This window comes from Pseudomonas sp. B21-010 (genome assembly GCF_024749325.1).
GTDB classification, from domain to species: domain Bacteria; phylum Pseudomonadota; class Gammaproteobacteria; order Pseudomonadales; family Pseudomonadaceae; genus Aquipseudomonas; species Aquipseudomonas kilonensis.
In genome coordinates, this window is the sequence record NZ_CP087198.1 from 1554170 (window position 1) to 1579818 (window position 25649).

At 60.6% G+C, this 25649-nt stretch carries 26 protein-coding genes, 1 tRNA gene and 2 pseudogenes; 10 read left to right on the top strand and 19 right to left on the bottom strand.

What is annotated here, in order from left to right; genetic code table 11:
- Positions 1 to 146 precede the first annotated feature (146 nt).
- Together LOY50_RS06835 and LOY50_RS06840 are read left to right on the top strand one after the other, a co-directional pair.
- On the top strand, positions 147 to 728 hold the full coding sequence (locus tag LOY50_RS06835; protein WP_253472161.1) for a DJ-1/PfpI family protein: 582 nt from the start codon (positions 147 to 149) through the stop codon (positions 726 to 728).
- 71 nt (positions 729 to 799) lie between these two features.
- Positions 800 to 1144, top strand: a complete 345-nt coding sequence (locus LOY50_RS06840) for a YegP family protein (RefSeq protein WP_057449704.1) — start codon at positions 800 to 802, stop codon at positions 1142 to 1144.
- Positions 1145 to 1306: 162 nt separating this feature from the next.
- Here LOY50_RS06840 and LOY50_RS06845 read toward each other — a convergent pair whose 3' ends face one another.
- Positions 1307 to 2326 carry a DUF4917 family protein gene (locus LOY50_RS06845; RefSeq protein WP_258690524.1) on the bottom strand — a complete coding sequence of 340 codons (1020 nt, stop codon included), beginning with the start codon at positions 2324 to 2326 and terminating at the stop codon, positions 1307 to 1309.
- A 140-nt stretch (positions 2327 to 2466) separates the two neighbouring features.
- On the opposite strand from LOY50_RS06845, the gene yiaY reads away from it, so the two are divergent.
- Positions 2467 to 3615: an L-threonine dehydrogenase gene (gene yiaY, locus LOY50_RS06850; RefSeq protein WP_258690525.1), complete on the top strand. Its 1149-nt coding sequence runs from the start codon at positions 2467 to 2469 to the stop codon at positions 3613 to 3615.
- Here the strand turns inward: yiaY and LOY50_RS06855 are convergent.
- Positions 3612 to 4775: an MFS transporter gene (locus LOY50_RS06855; protein ID WP_258690526.1), complete on the bottom strand. Its 1164-nt coding sequence runs from the start codon at positions 4773 to 4775 to the stop codon at positions 3612 to 3614. The two genes, yiaY and LOY50_RS06855, sit on opposite strands and share 4 nt — an antisense overlap.
- 13 nt (positions 4776 to 4788) lie before the next feature.
- Complete coding sequence (locus tag LOY50_RS06860; protein WP_258690527.1) at positions 4789 to 6024, bottom strand: aminotransferase class I/II-fold pyridoxal phosphate-dependent enzyme; 1236 nt, start codon at positions 6022 to 6024, stop codon at positions 4789 to 4791.
- A gap of 258 nt (positions 6025 to 6282) precedes the next feature.
- Here LOY50_RS06860 and fos point away from each other — a divergent pair, with 258 nt between their 5' ends.
- The 3 genes from fos (at position 6283) to LOY50_RS06875 (ending at position 9051) form a co-directional block, all read left to right on the top strand.
- A complete protein-coding gene (fos, locus tag LOY50_RS06865; RefSeq protein ID WP_258691210.1) occupies positions 6283 to 6699 on the top strand; it encodes a fosfomycin resistance glutathione transferase in 417 nt (138 codons plus the stop codon).
- A gap of 175 nt (positions 6700 to 6874) precedes the next feature.
- Positions 6875 to 8224, top strand: a complete 1350-nt coding sequence (locus LOY50_RS06870; RefSeq protein ID WP_258690528.1) for a GGDEF domain-containing protein — start codon at positions 6875 to 6877, stop codon at positions 8222 to 8224.
- A gap of 323 nt (positions 8225 to 8547) precedes the next feature.
- Positions 8548 to 9051 (top strand): DUF4142 domain-containing protein, encoded by a 504-nt coding sequence (locus LOY50_RS06875; protein WP_258690529.1) that lies wholly within the window; start codon positions 8548 to 8550, stop codon positions 9049 to 9051.
- An 88-nt stretch (positions 9052 to 9139) separates the two neighbouring features.
- Here the strand turns inward: LOY50_RS06875 and LOY50_RS06880 are convergent, their stop codons facing one another.
- The gene (locus LOY50_RS06880; RefSeq protein WP_057449713.1) at positions 9140 to 9544 is read right to left on the bottom strand and encodes a low affinity iron permease family protein; all 405 of its coding nucleotides are present in this window, start codon (positions 9542 to 9544) and stop codon (positions 9140 to 9142) included.
- Between the two features lie 175 nt (positions 9545 to 9719).
- On the opposite strand from LOY50_RS06880, the gene LOY50_RS06885 reads away from it, so the two are divergent.
- On the top strand, positions 9720 to 9866 hold the full coding sequence (locus tag LOY50_RS06885; protein ID WP_258690530.1) for a hypothetical protein: 147 nt from the start codon (positions 9720 to 9722) through the stop codon (positions 9864 to 9866).
- Between the two features lie 121 nt (positions 9867 to 9987).
- Here LOY50_RS06885 and LOY50_RS06890 read toward each other — a convergent pair whose 3' ends face one another.
- The 5 genes and pseudogenes from LOY50_RS06890 to LOY50_RS06910 form a co-directional block, all read right to left on the bottom strand.
- Positions 9988 to 10398, bottom strand: a complete 411-nt coding sequence (locus LOY50_RS06890) for a type II toxin-antitoxin system HicB family antitoxin (protein WP_018606974.1) — start codon at positions 10396 to 10398, stop codon at positions 9988 to 9990.
- A gap of 40 nt (positions 10399 to 10438) precedes the next feature.
- Positions 10439 to 10615 (bottom strand): annotated as a pseudogene (locus LOY50_RS06895) (type II toxin-antitoxin system HicA family toxin); the annotation flags it as partial.
- 337 nt (positions 10616 to 10952) lie between these two features.
- The gene (locus LOY50_RS06900; RefSeq protein ID WP_018606969.1) at positions 10953 to 11312 is read right to left on the bottom strand and encodes a type II toxin-antitoxin system HigA family antitoxin; all 360 of its coding nucleotides are present in this window, start codon (positions 11310 to 11312) and stop codon (positions 10953 to 10955) included.
- The gene (locus tag LOY50_RS06905) at positions 11312 to 11614 is read right to left on the bottom strand and encodes a type II toxin-antitoxin system HigB family toxin (protein ID WP_024616086.1); all 303 of its coding nucleotides are present in this window, start codon (positions 11612 to 11614) and stop codon (positions 11312 to 11314) included. The genes LOY50_RS06900 and LOY50_RS06905 overlap by 1 nt, the downstream gene beginning before the upstream one ends.
- A gap of 275 nt (positions 11615 to 11889) precedes the next feature.
- Entirely contained in the window at positions 11890 to 12519 is a 630-nt protein-coding gene (locus tag LOY50_RS06910; protein WP_253472196.1) for a LysE family translocator, read from the bottom strand.
- Between the two features lie 144 nt (positions 12520 to 12663).
- Between LOY50_RS06910 and LOY50_RS06915 the strand changes: the two genes are divergently transcribed.
- The 3 genes from LOY50_RS06915 (at position 12664) to LOY50_RS06925 (ending at position 14464) form a co-directional block, all read left to right on the top strand.
- A complete protein-coding gene (locus LOY50_RS06915) occupies positions 12664 to 13146 on the top strand; it encodes an Lrp/AsnC family transcriptional regulator (RefSeq protein ID WP_024616088.1) in 483 nt (160 codons plus the stop codon).
- 807 nt (positions 13147 to 13953) lie between these two features.
- The gene (locus LOY50_RS06920; RefSeq protein WP_024616091.1) at positions 13954 to 14148 is read left to right on the top strand and encodes a hypothetical protein; all 195 of its coding nucleotides are present in this window, start codon (positions 13954 to 13956) and stop codon (positions 14146 to 14148) included.
- Positions 14149 to 14278: 130 nt separating this feature from the next.
- Positions 14279 to 14464: a hypothetical protein gene (locus LOY50_RS06925; protein ID WP_253472198.1), complete on the top strand. Its 186-nt coding sequence runs from the start codon at positions 14279 to 14281 to the stop codon at positions 14462 to 14464.
- 119 nt (positions 14465 to 14583) lie between these two features.
- Here LOY50_RS06925 and LOY50_RS06930 read toward each other — a convergent pair whose 3' ends face one another.
- The 10 genes and pseudogenes from LOY50_RS06930 to LOY50_RS06975 all read right to left on the bottom strand — a co-directional run bounded on the left by LOY50_RS06930 (position 14584) and on the right by LOY50_RS06975 (position 25640).
- Complete coding sequence (locus LOY50_RS06930; protein ID WP_258690531.1) at positions 14584 to 15165, bottom strand: hypothetical protein; 582 nt, start codon at positions 15163 to 15165, stop codon at positions 14584 to 14586.
- Between the two features lie 128 nt (positions 15166 to 15293).
- Positions 15294 to 15367, bottom strand: a tRNA-Gly gene (locus LOY50_RS06935).
- A gap of 162 nt (positions 15368 to 15529) precedes the next feature.
- Entirely contained in the window at positions 15530 to 16414 is an 885-nt protein-coding gene (locus LOY50_RS06940; RefSeq protein WP_024616094.1) for an alpha/beta fold hydrolase, read from the bottom strand.
- A 311-nt stretch (positions 16415 to 16725) separates the two neighbouring features.
- The gene (locus LOY50_RS06945; protein WP_253472202.1) at positions 16726 to 17418 is read right to left on the bottom strand and encodes a pseudouridine synthase; all 693 of its coding nucleotides are present in this window, start codon (positions 17416 to 17418) and stop codon (positions 16726 to 16728) included.
- Positions 17419 to 17453: 35 nt separating this feature from the next.
- Positions 17454 to 17672, bottom strand: a complete 219-nt coding sequence (locus LOY50_RS06950; protein ID WP_018606955.1) for a cysteine-rich CWC family protein — start codon at positions 17670 to 17672, stop codon at positions 17454 to 17456.
- Positions 17665 to 18282, bottom strand: a pseudogene (locus LOY50_RS06955) (GGDEF domain-containing protein); the annotation flags it as partial. The gene LOY50_RS06950 and the pseudogene LOY50_RS06955, both read right to left, overlap by 8 nt.
- A 251-nt stretch (positions 18283 to 18533) precedes the next feature.
- On the bottom strand, positions 18534 to 20312 hold the full coding sequence (atzF, locus tag LOY50_RS06960) for an allophanate hydrolase (protein ID WP_253472204.1): 1779 nt from the start codon (positions 20310 to 20312) through the stop codon (positions 18534 to 18536).
- Between the two features lie 22 nt (positions 20313 to 20334).
- The gene (gene uca / locus LOY50_RS06965; protein WP_258690532.1) at positions 20335 to 23976 is read right to left on the bottom strand and encodes an urea carboxylase; all 3642 of its coding nucleotides are present in this window, start codon (positions 23974 to 23976) and stop codon (positions 20335 to 20337) included.
- A gap of 285 nt (positions 23977 to 24261) precedes the next feature.
- Positions 24262 to 24903 (bottom strand): urea amidolyase associated protein UAAP2, encoded by a 642-nt coding sequence (locus LOY50_RS06970; RefSeq protein ID WP_253472208.1) that lies wholly within the window; start codon positions 24901 to 24903, stop codon positions 24262 to 24264.
- 11 nt (positions 24904 to 24914) lie between these two features.
- Positions 24915 to 25640 carry an urea amidolyase associated protein UAAP1 gene (locus LOY50_RS06975; protein ID WP_253472210.1) on the bottom strand — a complete coding sequence of 242 codons (726 nt, stop codon included), beginning with the start codon at positions 25638 to 25640 and terminating at the stop codon, positions 24915 to 24917.
- Between the last annotated feature and the right edge of the window lie 9 nt (positions 25641 to 25649).

A 25649-nucleotide genomic window follows, 5' to 3' on the forward strand; every position in this document is an offset into this window, starting at 1 on the left:
GAGCAAGCTTTGCTCCCACAGGACTCGCTCCCACAAGGGCTGAGGTGCATCCCGTCAGGTAATCAGCGCTTATCCCTCATCTACCGACGTAGCGGGCTACCTTTAATGCGTTAACCACTCACGCATCCCCCAAAGGAGCCCTTCCCATGGCCGCGAAGAAAATCCTCATGCTGGTCGGCGATTACGTCGAAGATTATGAAGTCATGGTGCCGTTCCAGGCCCTGCAGATGGTCGGCCACACCGTGCACGCCGTGTGCCCGGACAAAACCGCTGGGCAGACGGTGCGCACGGCGATCCACGATTTCGAAGGCGACCAGACCTACAGTGAAAAACCGGGGCACTTGTTTGCCCTCAACCATGACTTTGCCAACGTCCAGGCCGCCGACTACGACGCGCTGCTGGTGCCGGGTGGGCGAGCGCCGGAATACCTGCGCCTGAACGAAGCGGTCCTGCAACTGGTGCGCGATTTCGATCTGGCGGGCAAGCCGATTGCCGCGGTGTGCCATGGTGCGCAATTGCTGGCGGCGGCGGGCATCCTCGAAGGGCGTGAATGCAGCGCCTACCCGGCGTGTGCCCCGGAAGTCCGGCTGGCGGGCGGGACCTATATCGATATTCCCGTGACCCAAGGCCATGTCCAGGGCAACCTCGCAACCGCACCGGCCTGGCCTGCGCATCCGAACTGGCTGGCGGGGTTCCTGACCCTGCTGGGCACGGCGATCACTTTGTAGTAACGCACTGGCAAGGCAAGCGCGGCGGGTCTTTACTCTCGGAGCATGTCTTCATTGCCAGGAGAAAAATCATGTCCGGATGGTACGAAATCAGCAAAAGCAGCAGTGGCCAGTTTCGGTTTGTACTCAAGGCGGCCAACGCCGAGACAATCTTGACCAGTGAGCTGTACACCACCCGCAGCGGTGTCGACGGTGGCATTGCTTCGGTGCAGAAAAACAGTCCGTTGGCCGAGCGCTATGAACTCAAGAACACCAAGGACGGCCATCCGTATTTCAACCTCAAGGCGGCCAACCATGAAGTGATTGGCAGCAGTGAGGCTTATTCATCGGACGCGGCCCGGGACAAAGGCATCGCCAGCGTCAAGGCCAACGGACCGACGACGGTCATCAAGGACAAGACGGTGGCTGCGCTCTGACAGAACGATAATAAGGAGAACTGTGGCGAGGGGATCTGTGGGAGCAAGGCTTGCCCGCGATGCAGGCGCTGCGATTGTGCAGGCTCACCGAGTTATCGTTCATCGCGAGCAAGCTTTGCTCCCACAAATGAATCCCCCTGATCATGCGGGTTTACCCTGCCTTTAAACCTCCACCGGCACCGACAATTTCGGATCACCCAGCGGGTGGCTCTTCGCGTCGAAGAAGCGCAATTGCACCTCCAGCCCCTGGAATACCTTGGCGTAATGCCGCTTCTGATGCTGGATGAACGCCTGGCTACGGGGATAGATCGAAATCGCCACGGTTTTCGGTGCGGCCAGGCGCAAGGCTTGCACAATGTGGTTGTCCTGCTCGCCCAGGGCATGGCCGAACAGGCACAGGTTGTCGCCATGCTGCAGCAACTGGTCGTAGCAGAACGACAGGTAATCGCTGCTGCGGATGGTCTTGAGCTTGTCCTGGCTCGGGCCTTCATTGACGAACAGCGGCACATCGTCGAGGGTCTTGATCGTGTTGTTGATGGCGAAACTGCCCAGCAAGGTGCCTTCGGTGGAGGTGAGCTTGCGCGCCGTGCCGTCCTGGTTGCGCACCAGGTGCAGGCCGCCGTGCAGGTACAACAGGCGTGGTTTGTCGGTGGTCGCCTGGCTCAGGTCGAAACTGTGGTCATCGCCGAAGAACAGGTCGCTGATGCTCTCGGGCGCCTGCTGGATCGCCCAGTAGTTGAGCAGGTCGTAGTTGGTGGTGAACACCGTGCGGTAGCGGCCCAGCTCCTGGTTGAGCGCCGCCAGGGTCGACGGTTGCACCAGCCGCCACGGGATATGCACCGCATGCACGGTGTTGATCAGCGCTTCCTTGATCGCGTAATAGCGATTGCGCGGCGCGGCAGAGCTGACGGCCAGGGCCTTGTTGACCCGACTGGTGGTTTTCAGCGCAGCGAGCACCTGTTCGAAACTGCGCGTCTGCATCGCATCGAACACGCTCAGCTCCGACGGGCTCAGGGGTTTTTCCTCGACGGTGCGGGCATTTTCGAACAGCGAGTCATAGCCGAAATCATCCCACACTGCGCGGCTGGCCCCATTGCCCACCAACAGGCCGCTGAAGGCGGTGTCGGCGCGCAAGGCCTCCCAGTCTTCGAGCCGGGTGTCGTATTCCTGGAAATCGGTCATCGCAAGGATCATCTCAAAACGTGGCAAAGGCAGGGCGCGACTTTATCACGACCCAGTCTTGAGCCAGATCAAGATGCGTCATGACTACTCGGTCATTCTGTAGGCCCTGCCGATCCGGCCTCAACCAGGAGCGTGACCCCATGAGCAGCACTTTTTTTATTCCCGCCGTGAACATCATGGGGCTGGGCTGCCTCGATGAAGCGATGATCGCTATCCGCAACTACGGCTTTCGCAAAGCCCTGATCGTCACCGACGCGGGGCTGGCCAAGGCCGGCGTCGCCACCAAGGTGGCCGAGTCGTTGGCGATACAGGACATCGACTCGGTGATTTTCGACGGCGCCAAGCCCAACCCAAGCATCGCCAACGTCGAGCTCGGGCTGGGGCTGCTGAAGGAGAGCCAGTGTGATTTCGTCGTGTCGCTGGGTGGCGGTTCCCCCCACGACTGCGCCAAGGGCATTGCCCTGTGCGCCACCAACGGTGGGCAGATTCGTGACTATGAAGGCGTCGACCGTTCGAGCAAGCCGCAGTTGCCGCTGATCGCCATCAACACCACGGCGGGCACCGCCAGCGAAATGACCCGTTTTTGCATCATCACCGACGAGACACGCCACGTGAAAATGGCGATTGTCGATCGCAACGTCACCCCATTGATGTCGGTGAACGACCCGGCACTGATGGTGGCGATGCCCAAGGGGCTGACGGCCGCCACCGGCATGGATGCACTGACCCACGCGATCGAGGCTTATGTCTCCACCGCCGCCAACCCCATCACCGATGCCTGCGCCCTGAAGGCCATCACCCTGATCAGCAACAACCTGCGCCTGGCCGTGCGTGACGGCAATGACCTGACGGCGCGGGAGAACATGGCCTACGCGCAGTTTCTCGCGGGGATGGCGTTCAACAATGCATCGTTGGGTTTCGTGCATGCGATGGCGCATCAGCTGGGTGGCTTCTACGACCTGCCTCACGGCGTGTGCAACGCGGTGCTGTTGCCTCATGTGCAGAGCTTCAACGCTTCGGTGTGCGCCGTTCGCCTGACCGACGTGGCCAATGCCATGGGCGCCGATACACGCGGCTTCAGCCCGGAAGAGGGAGCCCGGGACGCCATTGCGGCGATCCGCAAACTGGCCCGTGACGTGGACATTCCGGCCGGTTTGCGGGACCTGGGCGTACGTCTCAACGACGTACCGGTGCTGGCCGCCAACGCCTTGAAAGACGCCTGCGGCCTGACCAACCCACGGGCGGCGGACCAGCGGCAGATCGAAGAGATTTTCCGTAGCGCGTTTTAAACGACCCGCGGCGGCATGCACTTCACACAGAGCATCGCCGCCGCCCCCAGCAGTGCGCACAACGCCGCCAGCGGCCAGGCCTGTTGGCTCAACAACAGGCTGGCCATGGCACCGATCACCGAGGCCATCAGCTGGTGCAGGAACCCACTCAACGCCATGGCATAAGCGCCGGCCACCGGTGAGCCTTCGTTGGCCAGGGACAGGCTGATGGGGTAGATCAACGACTGGCCAAACACCGCGAAGCAATACGGCAGCCAGAAGAGCAGCGCGATGCTGCTCAGGGTGAGGCTGCCTGCCAGCATGGTCATGCTCCCACCCAGCACCAGGGCGATGCCCCAGCCCATCATTCGCCGTTGACCGCTACGCAGTACAAAAGCGTTCACCGCCAGCGCCCCAAGCAAGTACGCCGCACTGACCGGCCAGCCCAGCAGGCCGTATTCAATGGGCGACCAGTGGAAGGTCTCCTGTAGGATCAGCGGCGCGGCGGTGTTGAAGGCGACGATCACGCCGTAACCCAGCCCACCGGCCAAGGCCGGCAGCAGGAACGCGCGTTGTCGCAGGATGTGCCCGTAGATGCCCCACGCCGATTGCCCGTTGCCGGCTTGCACCAGCACCGGGAACCTGGCCCGGGACACCGCCGCTGCCATGGCCAGGCTGACGGCACCCAAGCCATGGAAAATCGCCTCCCAGCCAAAAGCGGCCTGGATCAGCGAGCCCAGGTACTGGCCGATACCGAGGGCAATCACAAAGGCGATCGATATCCAGGACAGCGCCTTGGCCAACAGGTCGCCGATGAAGCTGTCCCGAATCAATACCCGCGCCATCACCGAGATACCGCTGGCGCCGATGCCCTGGATCAACCTGAGCGTCAGGAACGCCTCCACGGTTGTGCCCAGCGGCAGGGCCAGATTGCCCAAACCGTACAACCCCAAGGCCGCCAGCAAGACCGGCTTGCGCCCCAGTCGCTGGCTCAGGCTGCCCCACAGCAACATCGGCAGCGCCATGCCGATCAGGTACACCGACAAGCCCCAGGAAACCCGGGACGCATCGGCGCCCAGGTCCCGGGCGATATCGGGCAGGGCCGGCAAGTAGATGCTCATGCCCAGTTGGGCCAGGAAAACGGTGGCGCAGGTGACGATCAGGGTTGTACGGTTCTTCATCGAGCGTCCTGTCTCAAGGGCGGATGTCACGCCCGTGGGTCAGCAGCAGTTCGGTGACCTTTTCGCAAAACGAGCGAATCACGTTCGGCTCCATGTCGGCGCGCAGGGTAATGCGAATGGCGGCCTTGCCTTGCGGCACCACGGGGAAAAAGACCGCTGAAGTGAAATACCCCAGTTCGGCCAGTTCGACGGCCAGGCTGTTGGCCAGGGTCGCTTCACCGCAGGGCAGCATGCGGATTGCCATGGGATTGCCACGCTGTTCAGTGCGCACGAGGCTGTCGAAGAAGCGGATATTAGCTTGCAAACGCTCCTGCAGGGCGCTGAATTCTCGACTGTGGTGCAGGCGGATCGACGCCATGCCGGCGCCGATGGCCGCTGCGTTCAGGCTCTGGGACCAGTTGCTCGGCCCACCGTAACGCTGCACCAGCGTCTTGTGCCGTTCACTGCCAAACATGATCAGCCCGCCACTGGCGCCAAATGACTTGGCCAGTGAAGCAACGATCAGGGTGCGTTCATCCACGGCCGGGACGCGCGAACGGACCAGGCCTGCGCCGGACTCCCCGACCGCAGACAATGCGTGGGAGTCGTCCAGATAGAGAAACAGGCCATAGCGCTGCTTGAGATACATCAGGCTGTCCAGGTCCGCCAATCCGCCCATGCTGTAGGCGCTGTCGGCCACGTACGCCACGCAGCGCTGGCGTTTGCACAGGTCTTCGATGAAGTCCATGTCGTTGTGCGGGCAGGTGACGACCTGGGTTTCATCGGCGCAGGCGGCCTTGCTGTGGTTCATCGAGTAATGGGCGTATTTGTCGAACACCATGACCGGCGAACACTGGTTGGTGAACGCGCCGCTGGCCAGCAACGGCAGGATTCCAGCACTTGCCGCACTGCACGACAGGGCACTGAGGCAACTGGCCCCGAACAGCTCCGACAATTTGGTTTCGTACTGGTCCAGGATCGCCAGCTTACAGCGATTCCTTGAGTTGGCGACCCGCAGGGTCCCGGTTTCCCACAGGGCAGTCATGGCGCCGTCCAGCAACGCGGGGTGATAGTCCAGGCCCAGGTAGGACGTGGTACAGAAATGATGAAAGGTACGACCGTATTGGTCGACCAGCACATTGGGTGTCTTGACCTCGACATTCAGCCCTGAGATTTTTCCGGCTTCGGTGCCCTGCCAGTTCTGGTCTGCCAGGGAAATCACTTTGCGGTAGTGGGTGAAGTGATGGGGCGCTTGAGCAGTCTGGTTCATGGTGCGATTACATTCCTTGGTGAGTGGTGCTGTCCGTGGGGTGTTTCGATAGCGGGGTGTTTCCAGACTTTACAGATTGTTGTGCAGGGCTTTGAATCGGCTGTTTCCGGCGTGCTTGAGTGTCACTGGAGATTTCTGCGTAGGACTTTGCCTAGGACCTTGGACGGGGAATCCATCAGTGGTGTCGGAGCTTCGGAGCACCCTGGATTTGCCCCAAGCCCGCTGGGTTATCACTCTTTTCTGGAAGGTAGCTTGCTGATGCTCTCAGGCCTCAATCATCTGACCCTCGCTGTCACCGACCTGGATCGCAGTGTGGTTTTTTATGGCGAGCTATTGCAGCTGCGTCTCGAAGCCAAGTGGGACCGCGGGGCCTATTTGTCGCTGCCGGGTTTGTGGTTGTGCCTGGCTTTCGACCCGTTGCGCAGGCCCGAGCCGGCAGCGGACTACACCCATTACGCTTTCAGCATCGCTGCCGAGGATTTCCCGGAGCTGGTGGCGCGGCTGAGCTCGGCCCAGGTGTCATCATGGCGAGACAATCGCAGCGAGGGTGATTCGTTCTACTTTCTCGACCCGGACGGGCACAAGCTCGAGGTCCATGTGGGCGACTTGGCGTCGCGGTTGAAGGCCTGCCGGCAAGCACCGTATGCCGGCATGGTGTTTTTTACGGAGTTCTGACGGGTCGGTGCCGAATCGAGTGGCTGACCTACTTGGCGTTTCATCCCCTACGAATGATTGCCTGCGCTATCCTCATCGGTACTGGGCGCGTCGGTCTCGCTCGTTGTATCGGCGTCAAGAACTGACCAACACTCGCTTCGCTCACCGTTGCATTATCCGGATGACCTCCAGCCCCATGGACACTCGAAGTTCCGCGCCGCTGGCCAGCTACATCGACCTTCTGCTGGACGCCGTATGTGCCGTCGACGGCCAAGGGCGTTTCGTGTTTGTCAGTGCTGCCTGCGAGCAGATTTTTGGCTACACCCCGCAGGAGCTGATCGGCCAGCCGATGATCGACCTGGTGCACCCCGCCGACCGCCAGCGGACCCTCGAGGCGGCGCGGGAGATCATGGACGGCGAGCCCAAGCTCAATTTCGAGAACCGTTACCTGCGCAAGGACGGTCGGGTGGTGCACATCCTGTGGTCGGCGCGCTGGTCGCCGGCGGACCAGCTGCGCATTGCCGTGGCCCGGGACATCACCGAACGCAAACAGGCCGAGTCCCGACAGGCGGCGTTGTATGCGATTTCCGAGGCGGCCCATGCCGCGGCAGACCTGCTGGCGCTGTTCAAACGCATCCACCTGATTATTGGCGAGTGGCTGCCGGCGCTGAATTTTTCGGTGGCGCTGTATGACGAACAATGTTCGCAACTTAACTTCCCTTATCACGTCGACGACCGGGAAGGGCAACCCGAATTGCCGGGCACGGTCACGGGGCGTTTGTGCGCCGAGGTGATTCGCAGCGGCCAGCCAATCCTCCTGACGCCCGGTTGCAACGACTTGCCGCCGGGGTTCGACGACCTTGTGGCGCAGCCGGATGCGCCGTGTTGGCTGGGCGTGCCGCTGAACTCGCAGAGCGGCACGATTGGCGCGCTGATCGTCAAGAGTGCGCCGCACAACGAGCGCTACACCGAGCAGGACAAGGAACTGCTGCAATACGTCTGCGCACAGATCACCGTCGCCATCGAGCGCAAGCAATTGCACGCCCGGTTGCAGCACATGGCTCAGTACGATCAATTGACCCAGGTGCCCAACCGCGAATTGCTCCGTGAACGGTTCAAGTGCGCATTGGCGAGCGCTCGCGCGGCGTCCGGGCGCATGGCCTTGCTGTACATCGACCTGGACCGTTTCAAGCAGATCAACGACACCTATGGCCACGGGGTTGGCGACATGCTGTTACAAGCGGTGGCCAATCGTCTCAAAGGCTGTATCCGCGACACCGACACCGTGGCACGTATTGGCGGGGACGAGTTCGTGGTGCTGCTGCACAGCATCCAGGCCTTGGAGGATGCCCAACGCGTGCAGGAAAAAATCCGCCATGCATTGGCCCAGCCGCTGCGTCTGGACGGGCACTGCCTGAGCATCGAACCGAGCATCGGCGTGGCCTGTTTCCCCGACCATGGCACTGAAGATATTGCCCTGTTCCGCCACGCCGACGAGGCGATGTATGCGGCCAAACGCCAGAATCACAGGACATTCGGTATCTGAAAGCGCGCCACCGTTCGTCGTGGCACGAGCACCTTTCTCAAACCTTCAACCCGTATCCAATTCGAATGTGAGAAGAGGGCTGCGCGCCCTGCATCCACGAATTGGGGGCTGGACCATGCCCGCTTCAGGCGGTATTTATCTGGTAAACATTGCTCATGATCGAACGAAGATGTCCGAAGCGGGTCGCAGAAGTGGGAGAACCACCATCACGACCGTCGATAGAAACCGTCGAAAGTCGAGTCGCACGTTTCGCTGTATTCATGGCTGGTTCTGATTCAACGGTGGATAAACCACCAGAACTTTCATCAGAGGAGGGCGCGACCATGAGCCGTATGGCCAGCTTTTTTCGCACCACCAGTGTTGTCGTGTTGATGGGCCTGGGCGCCAACAGTGCCTGGGCCCAATCGCCTGCCGAATTCATCAACGATGCTTCCGCCAAAGGCATGGCCGACATCGAGACAAGTCGCATGGCCCACGGGAAAGCCGAATCCAGGGAGGTCAAGGACTACACCATCATGGTGATCAATGATCGCACCACGGCCAATCAACACCTGGCGAAGATCGCCAAGAAGCTCGACTTGCCTGTCGCCCCCCGGGAGGAGGTGGCGGACAAGGCCAAGGGCCTGATGCCGCAGGTCAAGGAAGGCGAGTCGTTCGAGGCTGCGTATGCCGCCACCCAGGTCAAGGCCACCGAGGAGGCCATCGCGCAGATCCAGCAGGAGGCCCAGACCACCGAAGTGCCGGAGATCAAGGCCTTCGCCGATGAAACCCTGCCTAAACTGCAGACCCATCTCGAAATGGCCAGGGCGCTGCAGGCCAGCCGCTGATCCGCTGCGTTTTTGTATTCAGGGCCGGGACGTTCGCGTCCCGGCTGATTTTTGCCCGCCAAAATGAGAACCTTCCAGCGCGTCTGCGTCAGCACTGGTTCAGGTCTACTTTGTTCTTTTCTTCCAGCCCTTCAAGACTCTTGGCTTCACCCTGGCCCATGGCCTGGTAATGCTTTCTCAGCGCTTCCAGTTGCTTGAGGTCCAGCGACTCAAGGCCGAGCATGGCATTCTGTGCCTCCTTGGTCGCTCGCAATAACTCATCGACCTTGAGATGCAAGATGTCGGTATCGCGGTTCTGCGTGTTTTGAATCAGGAACACCATCAGGAAGGTAATGATCGTCGTTGATGTATTGATGATCAGTTGCCATGTGTCATTGAAGTCGAAAAGCGGTCCGCTGAGGGCCCAGAGCGCCAACAACACGATGGCCCCCAGAAACGTCTTGGGGCTCCCCGCCCAAAGGGCCAGTTTTTGAGCGATTTTTGCGAAGGTCATTGCTGTGTTCCTTATGGATGCACCTGTCTGGTGTGACAGCAACGAAACGGTGAAAATTCTGCTTACATTTTCAGGCGCCGCTGTTCGGCAAGTTTTTCGTGCAGCCTGAAAATCATCGCAACCAATTGCCGCGTTGGCAGGTCACTCCTTAAGGTCCTCAGCTTCGGAGTCCACCATGAGCCTCGCACGCACTGTTTGCCTTGCCTGCTGTTTGTTCGCCCTGCAAGGCTGCTTCGACAACTCGGGTAACGAGACCAAGGACAACACCGATGGCACCAAGTCCTCGGTGCAGATGAAAGAGTCGGGAACGGAAAACAAATAGTTGTCTAGCTCAACCCTGTTGGAGCGAGCTTGCTCGCGATGGCGTCGGCTCAGCAATAGCAAGAGTGCCTGACGCACTGCCATCGCGAGCAAGCTCGCTCCCACAGGTTATGGCGGCTTTCTTAGCGCCCTTGCTGCAACACCTTCAGCGCTGCCGAAGCCAGGAACCCGGAACGGCTCTTCTCTTCAGGGTGGTGCAACACGTATTCATCAATACGATTGAGCAGATAGCCGGGCAACGTGATGTTGAGTTTCTGCGCCTTGCCCAGGTACTTGGTCACATCGATGTCCACCAGCGCCCAGGTGCAGCCGGCATATGCCGGATTGGCGGCGTGCAAGGTGACGGTGTTGGCCGACGGAATCGGCGAGCCGTCTTCAGCCAGAATCTCGAAGTGACCCTCGATGGCCTCACGCGCCATCGCCATGGCCTCGTCCAGGTCGTCGCCTGCGGAAAAACAACCGGGAATGTCCGGCACTTCAACACCCCAGGCGTGCTTGTCATCGCCCATGGAAATCGCAATCGGGTAAAGCATATTCATCGTCCTCCGCGAACGTCGCGCAACGGGCCGGCTGAAGCAGTGCCTGTTGCAAAATACTGATGGCCGTTTTCTTGAGCAGGTCCTTCTTCGGATGAGGAACCGTGACCAATCCCGGTTTGGTCGGGTGCTTGAAGTGATGGTGGCTGCCCCGAACCCGCACCAGATACCAACCGTCTGCAATGATCTGGCCTATCAAAAATCGGCTATTCACAACACCTCCGTGTGGTGCGCTTGGTAGGTACTATACCTACTGAAAATGAATGATCAACACTATAACCACCGAAGGTGACCTCGGGAGGCATGCGCAGTCACTGCAACGAAGTCTAGAAGCGGCGTCGCACAAGGGCGGTGGCGAGGCGGGGCGGGTTTATTTCGGGATGTGAAGCCGGACGTAATGCTTGTGTGGCGAGGGAGCTTGCTCCCGTTGGGTGGCGAAGCAGCCCTCGAGTTTTAGCTGTTGCAGAAAAAAGTGCAAAAAAACCGGCCATGTTGGACCGGTTTTTTTGATCTTGAGATGCGGCTGCAGATTGGTGTTGAGTCGTTATGTATTACGCAACGTCCGACAGTAGGCTCTCGTAAGGAATTCGCAATCCGTCGTGCAGGCGTTTAATCATCGCCAGACTCAACTTGCGTTTGCGGTTCAGCACTTCAGACACACGGCCGCTCGAACCAAGGAACGGTTCCAAGTCACGCGGAGTCAAGCCTTGTTGATCCATTCGGAATTTAATTGCCTCAATTGGATCGGAGGGGGGCATCGGGTAGTGCTCGTCCTCGTATTTTTCGATTAACAAGGCAAGGATTTCCAGTTCATCGCCTTCAGCCGAACCGACTTCCGCACCCCAGAGCTGTTCGATGCGAGTAAACGCTGCATTCAAGTCATCCTGGTTGCGAATGGGTTTGATGTTCATCATACGGTCTCCGCGTTGATTTGGTCGTACTGGGCGTGGGTGCCGACGAATCGTACAAAACCAAGCTGTCGCTGATAATCGATTGCCAGAATTACTCGGTATTTGTTACCGCCGATGTTGAATACAACCCTGGCGCTTTTGAGAATACTGGCTGTTCTGAGTTCAGCCTTAATCTCTTGAGGCGTTCGATAGGTCGCTTTCTCCATGTGTCGATACCATTCAACCAATGGCGTCTGGGAATCGGCATAAGCTGGATTGCTTTCCCAAAATTCCCGCAAGGTACCTCTCGCGATAATTCGCACCTATTTTCTCCCATTTTGGGAGGAGTCTAGTCTGACTGGGCCGGCGTTGCAATTGGGTTTGTTGGGAAGGTTGATGAACGATTTGCTCGACCCCTAGCACCCCATGCTAGTGCGCTGTTATCAGTTGCGAGGTAGACAATGGATAACGGCCACGCAGCCTATGATCTAGAAGGAAAAATGTATTCGTGGCGAGGGCGTTTGCTCCCGCTGGGGGGCGAAGCAACTCCTGGATTTACAGTCCAAATACCAGGAGCCACTTCGCGAAACTACGGTCGCTATGACTGCTGCACAAACGTCAACCGTACCGCAAAACCAATCAGAAGACTGCCAAACAACCACTGCTGCACGCGCTGGGCCGAAGGCGAACGCTGAAGCCAGCGACCGAGTGCGACACCCGCCAATGCATAGGCGCTATCGAATAGCAGGCCGACGCCGACCAGTACCATGCCCAGAGTCGCGAATTGCCCCAGTACTGGTCCGCCTTGTGGATCAATGAACTGCGGCAACAGCACTGAGCAAAACAGCAAGGCCTTGGGGTTGAGCAGGTTCGTCAGCAGCCCACGCCGAATCGCCTGGTGCCAACGCCGCTTTCCGGCCTCGACAGCGGCGCTTTCAAAACTCGGCAACAAGGTGGTCCGCAGGCATTGAAAACCGATCCATAACAAGTAGGCAGCCCCGGCCAGGCGCACCACATCGAATGTCCATGGTGCTGTCTTGAACAAGGCCGAAAGCCCCAACGCCGCCAATGCAACATGACACCCACGAGCAACCCCCAGGCCCACCGCCGTCGCCAGCGCCGCGCCCCTGCCCTGACGGGCACCGGTTTGCAGCAGCAGAATCATGTCCGGCCCGGGCAACACGTAGACCACCATCAAGGCCATCAGGAACAACCAGAGCTCTGCCACGTGACACCCCTTTGAGCGACGATTTGATAGCGTCAGTCTAGAGCCGAGAGGTAGGGCAGGTGGTTGCGAAGTCAACTTCTAAAGCGTTGCTAATTGGCATAACCTGCCACTTATTCGTGCCATTAAATCGGAATCTGCCAATCCATGAAACTGGACGCCTTCGACCGCAAAATCCTCGCCGCGCTGCAACGGGACGGCCGCCTGAGCAACGTACAACTGGCCGAAGAAATCGGCCTGTCCCCGTCGCCCTGCTTGCGCCGCGTGCGGATGCTCGAAGAAGCCGGTGTCATTCGCGGTTATCAAGCCATCCTGGACCGTGATGAAGTGGGCCTCGGATTAACGATCTTTGTCGGCGTGAAAGTTGAACGGCACAACGACGAACAAGCCGAAGCGTTTCGCCAGGCCGTCACGGCGTTGCCGGAAGTGATCTCGGCGTTTCTGGTGTCAGGCGAATCGGATTTTCTGTTGCAAGTGGTGGTGCCGGATTTGCGGGCCTACGACCGTTTTCTCACTGGGCGGCTGCTGAAACTGCCGGGTGTGAGTGATATCCGGAGCAACTTTGCGATTCATACGGTGAAGACGCCGGGGGCGTTGCCGTTGGGGCATTTGCCGGGGACTGAGCAATGAACGACACAAGTGGGCGGCCAAGATACAAAAAGCCCCGCTGCGAAAAACGCCGGGGCTTTTTGTTTTGTCGTTAGGTGGGAGTCGGTCGGGGACTTGAGAAACCGCCGCCATCCTTTCCTAGATTCGGGTGGCGGCCGTACGTGGGCTAGGAACCGGGAATCAAGGCACCCGGCACACCCGAGGGTGTCCCACGCACAGCCGCCATAAAACATCATCGCAAACACAAAAAACGCCTGCAATTTTATGGGCGCTGTGCGCCTTGAACTCAACGGGTTCCTAGGCCCGGTCGCTGAATTTGCAGCGACGTCTGGAGAGTAGCCACCGAAGGACAAGGGCAACAAGGCGAAAGCTCGCCGAAAAGCAACGTAAGCGCACCCCCTACGCAATTCTCGGATTTTGCCTACAAATCTCCCGGGTCCATGCAATACGTGGCGAGGGAGCTTGCTCCCGCTGGGCTGCGCAGCGGCCCCTCTTGTGAGCGCTTCGCACTCAAGCGGGAGCAAGCTCCCTCGCCACGGGACTCATTTGTTCTCAGGACTATGTCCGAGGTTGCCTCTACCTAAAAACAAGCGCCAACAAGACGATCAACTGACCGAAAAACAGTTGATTCTCTGTCGTACGCAACTCTCTGATCTTGCCTACAAACGAAGCGGGAGTTACCCGCTATCCACAGCAGGGTAGATAGGAAATAGTGCCCCGCAGAACGGACTGCACGATTAGTGATAAGCCATTGACGTCCGACAGATTTTGCCGGCTTCGCAGAAAACGACGCTTGGTGCGGCGGCTCAAACCTTGGAAGGATGATCAATGCTTCAGAACGACCGCGATAATTTAGAACTCGATAAACTATTGGTCGAAACCCGAAAGCTGTTGGCTGAGACTCGCAAACTTACGGCCGAGGAAACGAAGCTGAAGCACGAGGCCTTCTGGTACCCGTACGCAGTAGGGGCAGGGGTTGCGACCGCCCTTGTCGCCGTTGCGGGTTTTGGGATTAAAATTTGAGCGCTGGTTCGCCAGAATGCGCCAATACCCACCCAACATTACTGGTACTTGAGCTTCGCAAGCATACGGCTCACATTGCTCGAAATGGTTCAGGCTCAGCGCGACCCACGACCTCGGAGGAGAAAGAAACATGCCTACACCTCGTAGTTATCAAGCAAGCATCGAGCAATTGCATCAAGAGGTAGAGGCGTTAGCTGAAGAGATGAGACGCCCGGCTCCGACCACGCTCCGCGTTACGTTGCTGCCGTTCAGCATCGGTGCTGCGTTCGCCTTGACTCTGTTTGCCGTCGTCGCTTTTATCGCAAAACATGTTTGATTCTCTGTCGCCCAAATACTTTTTTCGGCATAGCCCAATCCGGTTCGGTCGGCACCCTTGCCGCCTACCAGTTCCCCTCTTGGCGAGGGCGCGGTGAAATCTTCTTCATGAGCGCTCATTCATGCTCTTGGCGTACTGCTCTTCAAAGCGCCTGCTGCACAACGCCTCGCAATAGCCTTCAGCATGCGCCGACGGATAAGCCCGCTGACCGGCCGAATCAAATACCAATACGACGTAAAACTTCGCAACGCATCCGCGTCGAGGCAATGCACCCGTGTCTGCGTGGTGACCCTCGTCAAGCCCGGTCGCAGCAACTGGCAGGTGAAGCTAATGACCAGCTTCACATTCCCCGACTCATTGAATAGCTCGAACGCTTCGGCATCCGCGACAACGACTTGACCGTAGTCAGCTTTCCACAGCTTGCCGGCGAGCCCGTAAGCGACCTCTACATCGCCGTTGCGCTGAAGCAACGTGAAATTATCCATGCCGAAAGAAGCGCGTTGATCAGCCTCTGGGTGCCGGGATCGACCCAGCAGGCGCATGGGGAGTTCGCGAAGTTTGATTGCATACCGAAAAAAACGATCGTCTTCGGGGCGATGGGCGAGGATTGCCGCCATGGCATGGGAAGGGTCTACGGGGATGTCCATGGTATGCAATTCACTGAACTGATACGTAGGCAAATATGAGTCAATCAGGTGCATCCTTGCTCTCCTTCATAGGTACTCGGGTGCCAATCCCACAAAATTCCAGACCAAAAAAAACCGGCCACCAAGAGCCGGTTTTTTAATCCCTCGCCAAAAAAACATACGACGCAGGACCAGAATTCGATTGGAGCGGGTGAAGGGAATCGAACCCTCGTTATCAGCTTGGGAAGCTGGAGTAATGCCATTATACGACACCCGCTCAGAGCGGCTGACTTTGTACCAGATGTGGGCACGGATTTGAAGTTTTTCTTCACGCAACGTGCGGTCAGTCGTCTATGCGAGCCTCAAACCAGAGCGGTCGTTGGCGGGCAAGCCCCGTTGCTGAAGGCGCAGGACGGGGCTTGCTCGCCAGGACTCGGTTTCAGATGGCCAGTGCATGGTAGCCCTGTACGTAGCTATAGCGCGGTCGGCTTTCGTGGTGTTCCGGTGTGAGGAAACCCAGCAAGGCGTTACGGCTGTCGCGGCAGGCGGCTTTGTGTTCCATGTCCAGGAAGTGCCCGGTGGCTTGCAGTGTGCTGAAGCTGCTGTACTGCACGTGATCGGCAAAGAGCCTGGCGTCGTCGGCCGCGGTGTATTCGTCCCATTCGCCGTTCAGGAACAACACCGGCACGTTGATTTTTTTCGCGGCGTTGACGTAGCACAGCTGGTCGCTGTGGAGCACATCGCTGATGTGGAAGTGCATCTGCCCGTACTCATGCTCGGCCAAACTGCTGACATGGCGATAGTTGAAGCGCTTGAACAGCGGCGGCAAATGCTTGCCGATGGTGCTGTTGACCAAGTGCCCGACACGGTCGCCGTCCAGGCTGCCGAGGTAATCCACACCGCGTTCCAGATAGTCGCGCATCGGCGCATTGAGCACCGGCGAGAACGAACTGATCACCGCTTTTTCGATGCGCCGTGGCCGTTGCGCCAAGGCGGTCAGCGTAGCGGCGCCGCCCCAGGAAAACGACAGCACGTGCTCGGCGGCGAAGTGGTCGATCAGTTCCAGGAGAATCTGGCCCTCGATCTCTTTCGTCAGCATTTGCTCATGTCGGTTGTGAGCTTTTGACTTGCCCGCGTAGGGTTGGTCGTACAGCACAACATTGAATTGCGGGTAGAGGTTTTTGGCGGTCTGTGCAAACGACGCGGTGGTGGCCATTGAGCCGTTGACCAGGATGATGGTCTTTTGTGCGGCGTCTGCGCGATAGAACTCCGTGTAAACCCGATACTGACCCTGTATATCCAGCACAGCGATTTCTGGCCTCATGTCATAAGACTCCTGGCAAGCGGGTATGCGCGCAATGAGATTGCACGGGCAATGTGACAGGTAGGCATACGCCTGGAAGATAAAGCCCATGTCGATCCAAAAAAAACGGTCGACGGGTATTGTTATAGGCGGGCAGTTCGCCGGCGGGACAAGGCGGAACCTGAGGGTTCCAGCCGGCAAAAAGTTTCTTGGAAGTATGTTGTGACTCATCGGTCACATTTCGGCCGACGACCTGATTCAAGCAGGGGGACGACCGTTGCGCAAGTACCTATCGGAAAATTGTTCGACACTTCTGCCCAGCGGTAGCAGGTTCAGATGAGATGGACTTCTTCAAGGCTCAAGGCGCGGTACTGGCCCGGCTCGAGATGGGCGTCCAACGTCAGCGGGCCCATGCGCTCGCGGTGCAGGCGCAGCACCTTGTTGTTGAAGTGGCCGAACATGCGCTTGACCTGGTGATAGCGCCCTTCAACGATGCTCAAGCGCGCCGATCTGGGCCCCAGCAGCGTCAGCTCTGCTGGTTGGGTGGTGAGGTCTTCGAAGGCAAAGTACAGGCCCCGGGCAAAGGTGTCGGCGTATTCGGCCGTGATGATTTGCTCGGTTTCGACGTAGTAGACCTTGGGCAGTTTGGTCTGTGGTTGGGTCAGGCGCCGCGACCAGGCGCCGTCATTGGTGATCAGCATCAGCCCGGTGGTGTTGAAATCCAGGCGCCCGGCGATGTGCAGGTCGTCCTTGTCCGGTTCGTCCAGCCAGTCGAGGACAGTGGGGTGTTGCGGGTCGCGAGTCGCACTGACACAGCCGGGCGGCTTGTGCAGCATGAAGTAGCGCGCCGGCCGGCCTGCTTGCAGCACTTCGTCGTCGACTTCTACACGGCTGAATTCACGGACTTGTGCATGGGGATCGCTGACGGTCTGGCCGTCGATCCGCACCCGGCGCTCCACCAGCAACAGGCGCACTTGTTGGCGATTGAATCGCGGCAGATTACTGAGGAAACGGTCGACGCGCATGGGCAGTTCAGGCAAGGCAACGGAGGGCGGGCATCTTACGCGATCGGCTGGGGCTTGGCGCGCAACTGGGCTTCGACCTGGGCGCAGCGTGGGCACAGGCAGGACTGATCACGCAGCTCGGCTGGCAATGCCTCGAGCACGGCCGGGTCGATGCTCACGCCGTAACACCAGCAGGCGCGGTCGGCGGTTCGTGGGTCGGCCAGGGTGCAGTCATTGGCACCGCCGCAGGCCGGGCAAAGATCGGGTTTATTCATAACTGGAGTGAGGCATTTCCACGCAGGTTCGATTGCACCCGGTCTGCCGGGCGCGTTGCAGCGCATGATCGGTCCGCGACAGCAGGCTGTGCAAGGTGTCTTCGTCCTGCAAGGTGGTGAGGCCGAGGCTGACGGTGACCAGCAATTGGTTTCCACTGCAGAAATAGCGCTGCTTTTCGATGTGCTGACGAATTTTCTCAGCGATTTTCAGACCGGTCTGTCCGTCGGTGTCCTTGAGCAGGACGACAAAGGCTTCCGTGCTCCAGCGGCACACGATGTCCGAATACCGCAGGCTTTGCGTCAGGTCGCGGGCGAACCCGGTCAGCAGTTGATCGGTGGCGATATGACCATGGGTGGTGTCCAACCGCTTGAAATCGTCCAGTTCCACCAGCAGCGCAGTCAACGGTTTGGGCTCGCGCTGGGCTTCGTGCAGGGCTTGCACGGCCAGCAGGTCGAAACCACGGCGATTGGGTAGTTCGGTCAGGCTGTCGAGGGTGGCCTGGGCGTCGATGCGTTGTTGGTAGCTGTTGATCAACCGATAAAGGATTGCCAGGACTGCCAGCGTCACGAGTATGCCGATCAGCAGGTTCACGTACAGCGTCTTGAGGATGTTATCGCGTACCGAGGCATGGGCTGCGTAATAGCCCAGCAACGCAATGATCAGGAAACCTATACCGAGCAGCGTCACCACCGCCAGGAGCGGCTTGCGCTGGGAATACAACGGCGAACGGAGCGACATGGCGATTCCCTTGGCGCAGACCCAATGAAATCAGTTTAGTGGCCTTGTGGGAAAAGACATTCGGATTTGCAGGTTTGTAGGACCATGGGGAGGGAGCAAGCTCCCCCGCCACAGGTTCAGCCTTATTCCAGGCTACGCAGATAAGCCCGCCACCCCCCCAGGTGACTGATGTCCCGAGCGCCGTCCAGGCCGTACGATTCGCAGATGAATCCGCTTTCCCAGCGACCATCGGCCAGTTGCACCTTGCCCAGCCCCAACGGTGCGGGGATACCAGTCAGGAATGAACCCAGTTCGCTGCTCGGCAGTTCCCAGACCTCCACCTCGATTGCCACGCCGCCCTCGCTGACCCGAAGCATGCCGGGGCGCAGGGGTGGGCCACCGGCCAGGGCGTAGAGGCGGTAATCCGCTGAGCTTTGGGTGGCCTCGATCAGACGCGCACCGCGTTGCTTGAGTTGCCCGTTCAGCGCCAACCCGTCCAGGTGTGCGCCACACACCACCAGCCGCGCCCGGTCGTGGCGCGCCGGGTTGGCGGGCACGGGCAAGGCCTTGTCCTGTTGACGCTGCAGGGCATCGGCCACGCTCAAGAGGTATTGGTCGGTGAAGGCTCGACCGAACAACGTCACGCCCCAAGGCAAGCCGTTGCCCATGAACGCACTGGGAACGGCGACGGCGGCGTAGTCCAGCAGGTTCATGAAATTGGTGTAGTAACCCAGCTCCGAGTTGCGCAGCACCGGTTCGGCGGCCAGTTCGGCGAGGGTCACCGGCCGGCCGATGGTCGGTGTGAGTACGCAATCGAGCGCGTCCATGGCCCGGTCGCATTGGGCTTTGAGTGCTTGCAAACGGTAGCGGGCGCGGAAGGTTTGTACTCCATCCACCGTAGGCGCTTTCGCCAGGACGGTGCGGATGACCGGCAGTACGGCTTCCGGCTCACGCTCCATCAAGGGGCCGGCAACGCTGTAGCGTTCGGCCACCCAGGGGCCTTCATACAGCAGCCGTGCGGCTTCCAGGAACGGCGACAAGTCCAGTTCCATGGCTTCGCCGCCCAGGCGTTCGAGTCGGTCGATGGCTTCCTGAAACAGTTGCGGACCTTCCTGGCAGCCGAAAAATGCCAGGTCCTGCTGGCGCGGCACACCGAAGCGAAAGCGCCGGGGCGCGCCGAACGCGGCGCCGTCGTTCCACTGCGGGTTGTGGCGGCTGTAGTCGTCACGAGGGTCTGGACGGGCTGTCAGCGCCAAGAGCTGGCTGGCTTCCTTGGCCGTCGCCGTGAAGGTGGTGACGCAGTCCAGCGTGCGACAGGCCGGGACCACGCCCGCCGTGGAGATCAACCCCAGGGTGGCCTTCAACCCCACCAGGCTGTTCAACGCTGCGGGCACCCGCCCGGAGCCGGCGGTGTCGGTGCCCAAGGCAAAGCTCGCCACGCCCAGGGCCACGGCCAGCGACGAGCCGGCGCTCGAACCGCCTGCCGGATAGTCGGGCAACACGCTGTTGCGGCAGGCGCCGTAGGGCGAGCGAGTGCCATTGAGCCCGGTGGCGAATTGGTCGAGGTTGGTCTTGCCCAGAGGGATCGCGCCCAGTGCCAGCAACTGCTCGACAATGGTCGCCGAACGGTCTGGCACGTAGGCAAACGCGGGGCAGGCGGCGGTGGTTGGAATGCCGGCCAGGTCGATGTTGTCCTTGATGGCAAACGGCACTCCGTACAGCGGCAGGCTCTCCAAGTCGCGGCTTTCCAATGCGGTCAGGTAGGGTTCCAGCTCCTCTGCCGTCAGCAGGTGGATGAACAGGTGATAGTCCGGGTTCAGCGCCGCGGCTTTTTCCCGCAGGCCCAACAGCAATTGGCGTGGCGTCAGTTCGCCGCTGCGGTAGGTATTGCGCAGGTCGTCCAAGCGAAGAGAGAAGTTCATGGTGTTAATCCTTTGATTGAGTTCAGTCACGGTCCAGCACCACGACGCGCTGTCCGGCGCGCACTGCAGAACCGGGTTGGACACGCACCTCGCGCACCACGCCGGCCGAGGGCGCAAGCAGCGGGATTTCCATTTTCATCGACTCGAGAATAACCAGCACATCGCCGGCGGCGACCCGTGCACCAACGTCTACCTGCACCTGCCAGAGGTTGCCGGCGATGTGGCTGTCGACACTCAGTTGACCGTCAGTCAGTTGCGAACCTTCGCTCGGCGCGATGGCCGGTTCTTCACTGTCGAAGTGCGCCTGGCCGCTGGCGATCCAACGCTCGCGCTCGGCGTCGAAGGCGCCTTGTTGCCGTTGGCGGAACGCGGCGATGCCGTCGGCTTCCTGCACCAGGAAACGCTGGTAGTCGGCGAGGTTGAGCTGGCTGTGCTCGATCTCCAGGTCGAAGCGGCCCAGGGGGAACTCGCGGCGGATGCGCAGCAGTTCGTCGGCGCTGACCGGATAGAAGCGGATCTGGTCGAAGAACCGCAGCAGCCACGGCTTGCCGTCGAAGGCGGCGACGTCCCGATAACGGTTCCACATCTGCAACGTGCGCCCGACGAACTGATAGCCGCCAGGACCTTCCATGCCGTACACGCACATGTAGGCGCCGCCGATGCCCACCGAGTTTTCTGCGGTCCAGGTGCGGGCCGGGTTGTATTTGGTGGTTACCAGTCGATGGCGCGGGTCGAGCGGCGTGGCGACCGGCGCGCCGAGGTAGACGTCCCCCAGGCCCATCACCAGGTAGCTGGCGTCGAACACCGTGCGTTGCACTTCATCGAGGTTGGGCAGGTCGTTGATGCGCCGGATGAACTCCAGGTTGCTCGGGCACCAGGGCGCGTCCTTGCGCACCGTGGTCATGTATTTTTCGATGGCCAGCTGACAGGCCGGGTCATCCCAGGACAGCGGCAGGTGGACGATGCGCGACGGCACTTGCAGGTCCTGGGCGGCGCACACCGCGTCCCACTCACCGGCGACGATATTCAGTAGATCGGCCAGGGGCATTTGCTCGGGTTGGTAGTGCACTTGCAGCGAGCGAATGCCCGGCGTCAGGTCGATCACGCCGGGCAGGTGTTTGTGTTCCAACGCCTGCATCAAGGCATGGGCGCGAAAGCGCAGCACCAGGTCCAGTTCGGGGGCGCCGATTTCCAGCAGCAGGTGGGTGTCGCCAGATAGCCTTGCCACCAGGCGGGTATCGTCCTGGCCGATATCCAACACCACAGGCGACACCACTCCCTGTGGGAGCGAGCTTGCTCGCGATAGCGGCGGGACATCCAGAATCGATGGGACTGACAGACCGCTATCGCGAGCAAGCTCGCTCCCACAGGGGGACCATTGCAGGGCCAGTGAGCGGGCGGTGGAGATATCTACCGGCACAAACCGCACCTTGTCTCCCGCCTTGAGTTGCCCCAACTGCCACAGGTCCGCTTCGATCACCGTCACCGGGCAGACGAAACCGCCCAGGCTTGGGCCGTCGGGGCCGAGGATGACGGGCATGTCGCCGGTGAAGTCCACGGCGCCGATGGCGTAGGGGTTGTCATGGATGTTGGAAGGGTGCAGCCCGGCCTCGCCACCGTCGGCGCGGACCCATTCGGGTTTCGGCCCGATCAGGCGCACGCCGGTGCGGCTGGAGTTGAAGTGCACTTCCCAGGCCGTGTCGAAGAAGGTCTGGATGTAGCGCTCGGTGAAGTATTCGGGCGCGCCGTGCGGGCCGTAGATCACGCGGATCTGCCGCACGCTTGGCAGTTCCAGGATCGGCGCGCTCGTTGGCGGCAGCGTCGTGTGTTCGTCCAGCGGCGCCAGGTGCAACACGTCGCCGGTACACAGCGCTCGTCCGCCGTGGCCGCCAAACTGGCCGAGGGTGAAGGTGCTTTTACTGCCCAGGTAATCCGGCACTTGCACGCCGCCTTGCAGGCACAGGTAGCTGCGCGCCCCGGCGCCAGAGATGTTGCCGATCGCGAGGGTGGCGCCGGCAGCAATCGACAACGGTGTGTTCATCGGCACCGCTTCGCCGTCGAGCGTGAGGGCAATCACCGCACCGGTCACCGCCACTCGGGCAGCGCAGTTGAAACGCAGCAGCGGCCCGTTCATGGTGATTTCCAATGCCGCCGCACCTTCTTCGTTGCCCAGCAGGCGATTGCCCAGGCGCAACGAACGGCTGTCCATCGGCCCCGACGGCGGCACCCCCACCGCCCAATAACCGAGGCGGCCGGGATAGTCCTGGACGCTGGTCTGGGTGCCGGGGCTGAGCACTTCAACGGTGTTGGCGCGATAGACCAACGCCTCCAGGCAGCGGGTCCAGGGTTGGCCGCTGGCAAACGGTGTGTCGAGGAGAATCTGTTGCAGGTAGTGGCGGTTGGTCTCGACGCCGTACAGCAGGCTGTCGTCCAGCGCTTGGTGCAAGCCCAGGCGTGCCTGCTCGCGGGTCGGCGCCCAGCGAATGACCTTGGCGATCATCGGGTCGAAGTAGGGCGGGATCTGGCAACCGGCCTCGACCCAGGTGTCGATGCGCAGTGCCTTGCCGTCGGCCTGGGGAAATTTCACGGCGGTCAGCAGCCCCGGGCTTGGCTGGAAATCCCGACCTGGGTCCTCGGCATACAAGCGCGCCTGGATCGCGTGGCCCTCGGCTTTCAAACCTTGGCCGAGCTCGTTCAGTGGCGGCAGATCACCGGCCGCCAATTGCACCATCCAGCGCACCAGGTCCACGCCCCACACCTGCTCGGTGACGCCGTGCTCCACTTGCAGGCGGGTGTTCACTTCCAGGAAATAGAAGCGCCCGGCGTCGCTGTCGAACACGAATTCCACGGTGCCGGCGCTGCGGTAGTTCACGGCCTGGGCCAGTTGGATCGCCGCCGCGCAGAGTTCGTCGGCCATGCCCTCGGGCAGGTTCGGCGCCGGGGTTTCCTCGAGGACTTTCTGGTTGCGCCGTTGCACCGAGCAGTCGCGCACGCCCAGGGCGATCACCTGGCCCTGGCCATCGCCGAATACCTGCACTTCCAGATGCCGCGCGCGTTCGATGTACTTTTCGATGAACACCCCGGCGTCGCTGAAGTTGTTCTGGCCCAGGCGCTTGACCGCTTCGAAGGATTCGCTCAGGTCGGCGGCGCTGCGACACACACGCATGCCGATACCGCCACCGCCCGCGGTACTTTTGAGCATCACCGGATAGCCCAGCTGTGTGCCTGCCAAGAGCGCGGCGTCGAGGCTGTCGAGCAGTTCGGTGCCTTCGAGCAGTGGCACTCCGTGCCGGCGCGCCAGGTCGCGGGCGGTGTGCTTGAGGCCGAACACACGCAGTTGGTCTGGCGTCGGACCGATGAAGGCAACACCGGCAGCTTCGCACGCTTGCGCGAAGGCGGCGTTTTCCGAGAGAAAGCCGTAGCCGGGATGGATCGCTGTCGCGCCGCTGCTTTTGGCGATCGCCAGGAGCTTGTCCACCGCCAGATATGTATTGGCCGCCGCGCCTTCGCCCAGGCAGTGGGCTTCATCGGCCTGGAGGATATGCAAGCTGGCGGCGTCGGCCTGGGAATACACCGCAACGCCCTCGACCTTCAGCTCACGCAAGGTCCGCAGGATGCGGCAGGCGATGGCGCCACGGTTGGCGATCAGGATTTTTTCGAACATGGCATTGCCCCCTCAGGCATGCGTGCTGCCTGAACTGGGATGCGGGCCGTCCCGCAGTTTTCGATGGCCGCCGGGGTCGTCCCTGGCGACAAACCTCCAAACACCACTGCCCCCTTGTGGGAGCGAGCTTGCTCACGATAGCGGTGGTACATCCAACCTTGATGTAACTGATAGACCGCTATCGCGAGCAAGCTCGCTCCCACAGGGGATCAGGGCGTTATTTGATGCACTGCCCCGACCGGCTCTGGCACAACACAAACAACCAGCGGCGCAGGCGGGTAAGTTTCAGTTCCATATCAAGAGCTCCGCTGGCGTGGGGTTGTAGGCGTTGCAGGGGTTGTTCAGTTGCGGGCAGTTGGAGATCAACACGATCACGTCCATTTCGGCCTGCAGGTCGACGTATTTGCCCGGCGCCGAGATGCCGTCTTCGAAGGTCAGGCCGCCGTCGGCGGTGACGGGCACGTTCATGAAGAAGTTGATGTTCGGCCCGATGTCGCCCTTGCCCAGCCGCCCGTCGTGGGCGCAGGCCCGCAGGTAGTTGTCACGGCAGCTGTGCATGTAGCGTTTTTCCAGGGCGTAGCGCACGGTGTTGCTTTCCTGGGCGCAGGCGCCGCCGAGGGTGTCGTGGCGCCCGCAAGTGTCTTCGACGATGGTCAGCATCGGGTGGCCGAGGTTGGAATACAGCACGCTGCCGGTGCTCAGGTAAACGCTGTTCTGCCGGCGCAGGGTGCGCTGCACGTCGTAGCGTTCCTTGGGGTTGACCAGGCTGTAGAACAGCGTATCGACCGCCTGGTTGCCTTCCAGGTCGAGGATGCGCAGGGTCTGGCCCTTCTTGACCTCCACCAGCCACGGTTCCCCGGCGGGGATGGTGGCGCGATAGATGGCGGCGTCAGGCTGCTTTTTTACGGTGGCGATGGCGAGTGACATGGCAGCGATCCTCAGGCGAACAGGCGGTCGGTGTTGATGAAGCCGCGCTGGTTTTCCGGGCGCGAATGGCGACAGTGCTCGGCGACGCTGGCGTCAGCGTTCATCCAACTGAGCTTGAGCGGTTGCGGGGCGTATTGCGGGTTCGGGTCCATCGGGTGTTGCAGCGCTGTCAGCACCATCAGGGTGTCCATCGGCGCGTACAGCTCGATGTAGTCGCCGGCCTGGGAGTTGCCTTCAACGAAGTGAAAGCCGCCGGCCTCATCGACATCGACCCGGCTGAACAGGTTGAGGGTCATCAGCAGGTCGGACAGGCCCAGCCCCCATTTACCCAGCTCCACCAGCAGGTTGTCGGTGCCGTTGCGAAAGAAGCCGTTGCGCAGTTCCTGGTAGCGGCCCTGACCATATTTTTCAGCGGCTTCCTCGGCGCAGAGCACGCCGCCGAGGCTATCGCTCCAGCCGCAGGTGTCGGCGGTGATGGCCGCCAGCACCCGGCCCATGTCGGAGTAGAGGCAATGGCCGGCGGTGAGCTTGGCGGTGTGTTGGCATTTGAGGCTGTCGGGCAGGTTCAGGCGTTCGGTTTTTTCGTTGGCATTGAGCATCGTCAGGCTCACGTTGGCCCCGCCGCGCAGGTCGGTCAGGCGCAGCAGTTGGCCGCGCTTGAGCACGAAGGAACGGTGGCCGCCGCCGGGCAGCATTTCTTCGGCGAAGGGTGTAAACAATTGGGTCGAGTCGGTCATGGGAGAAAC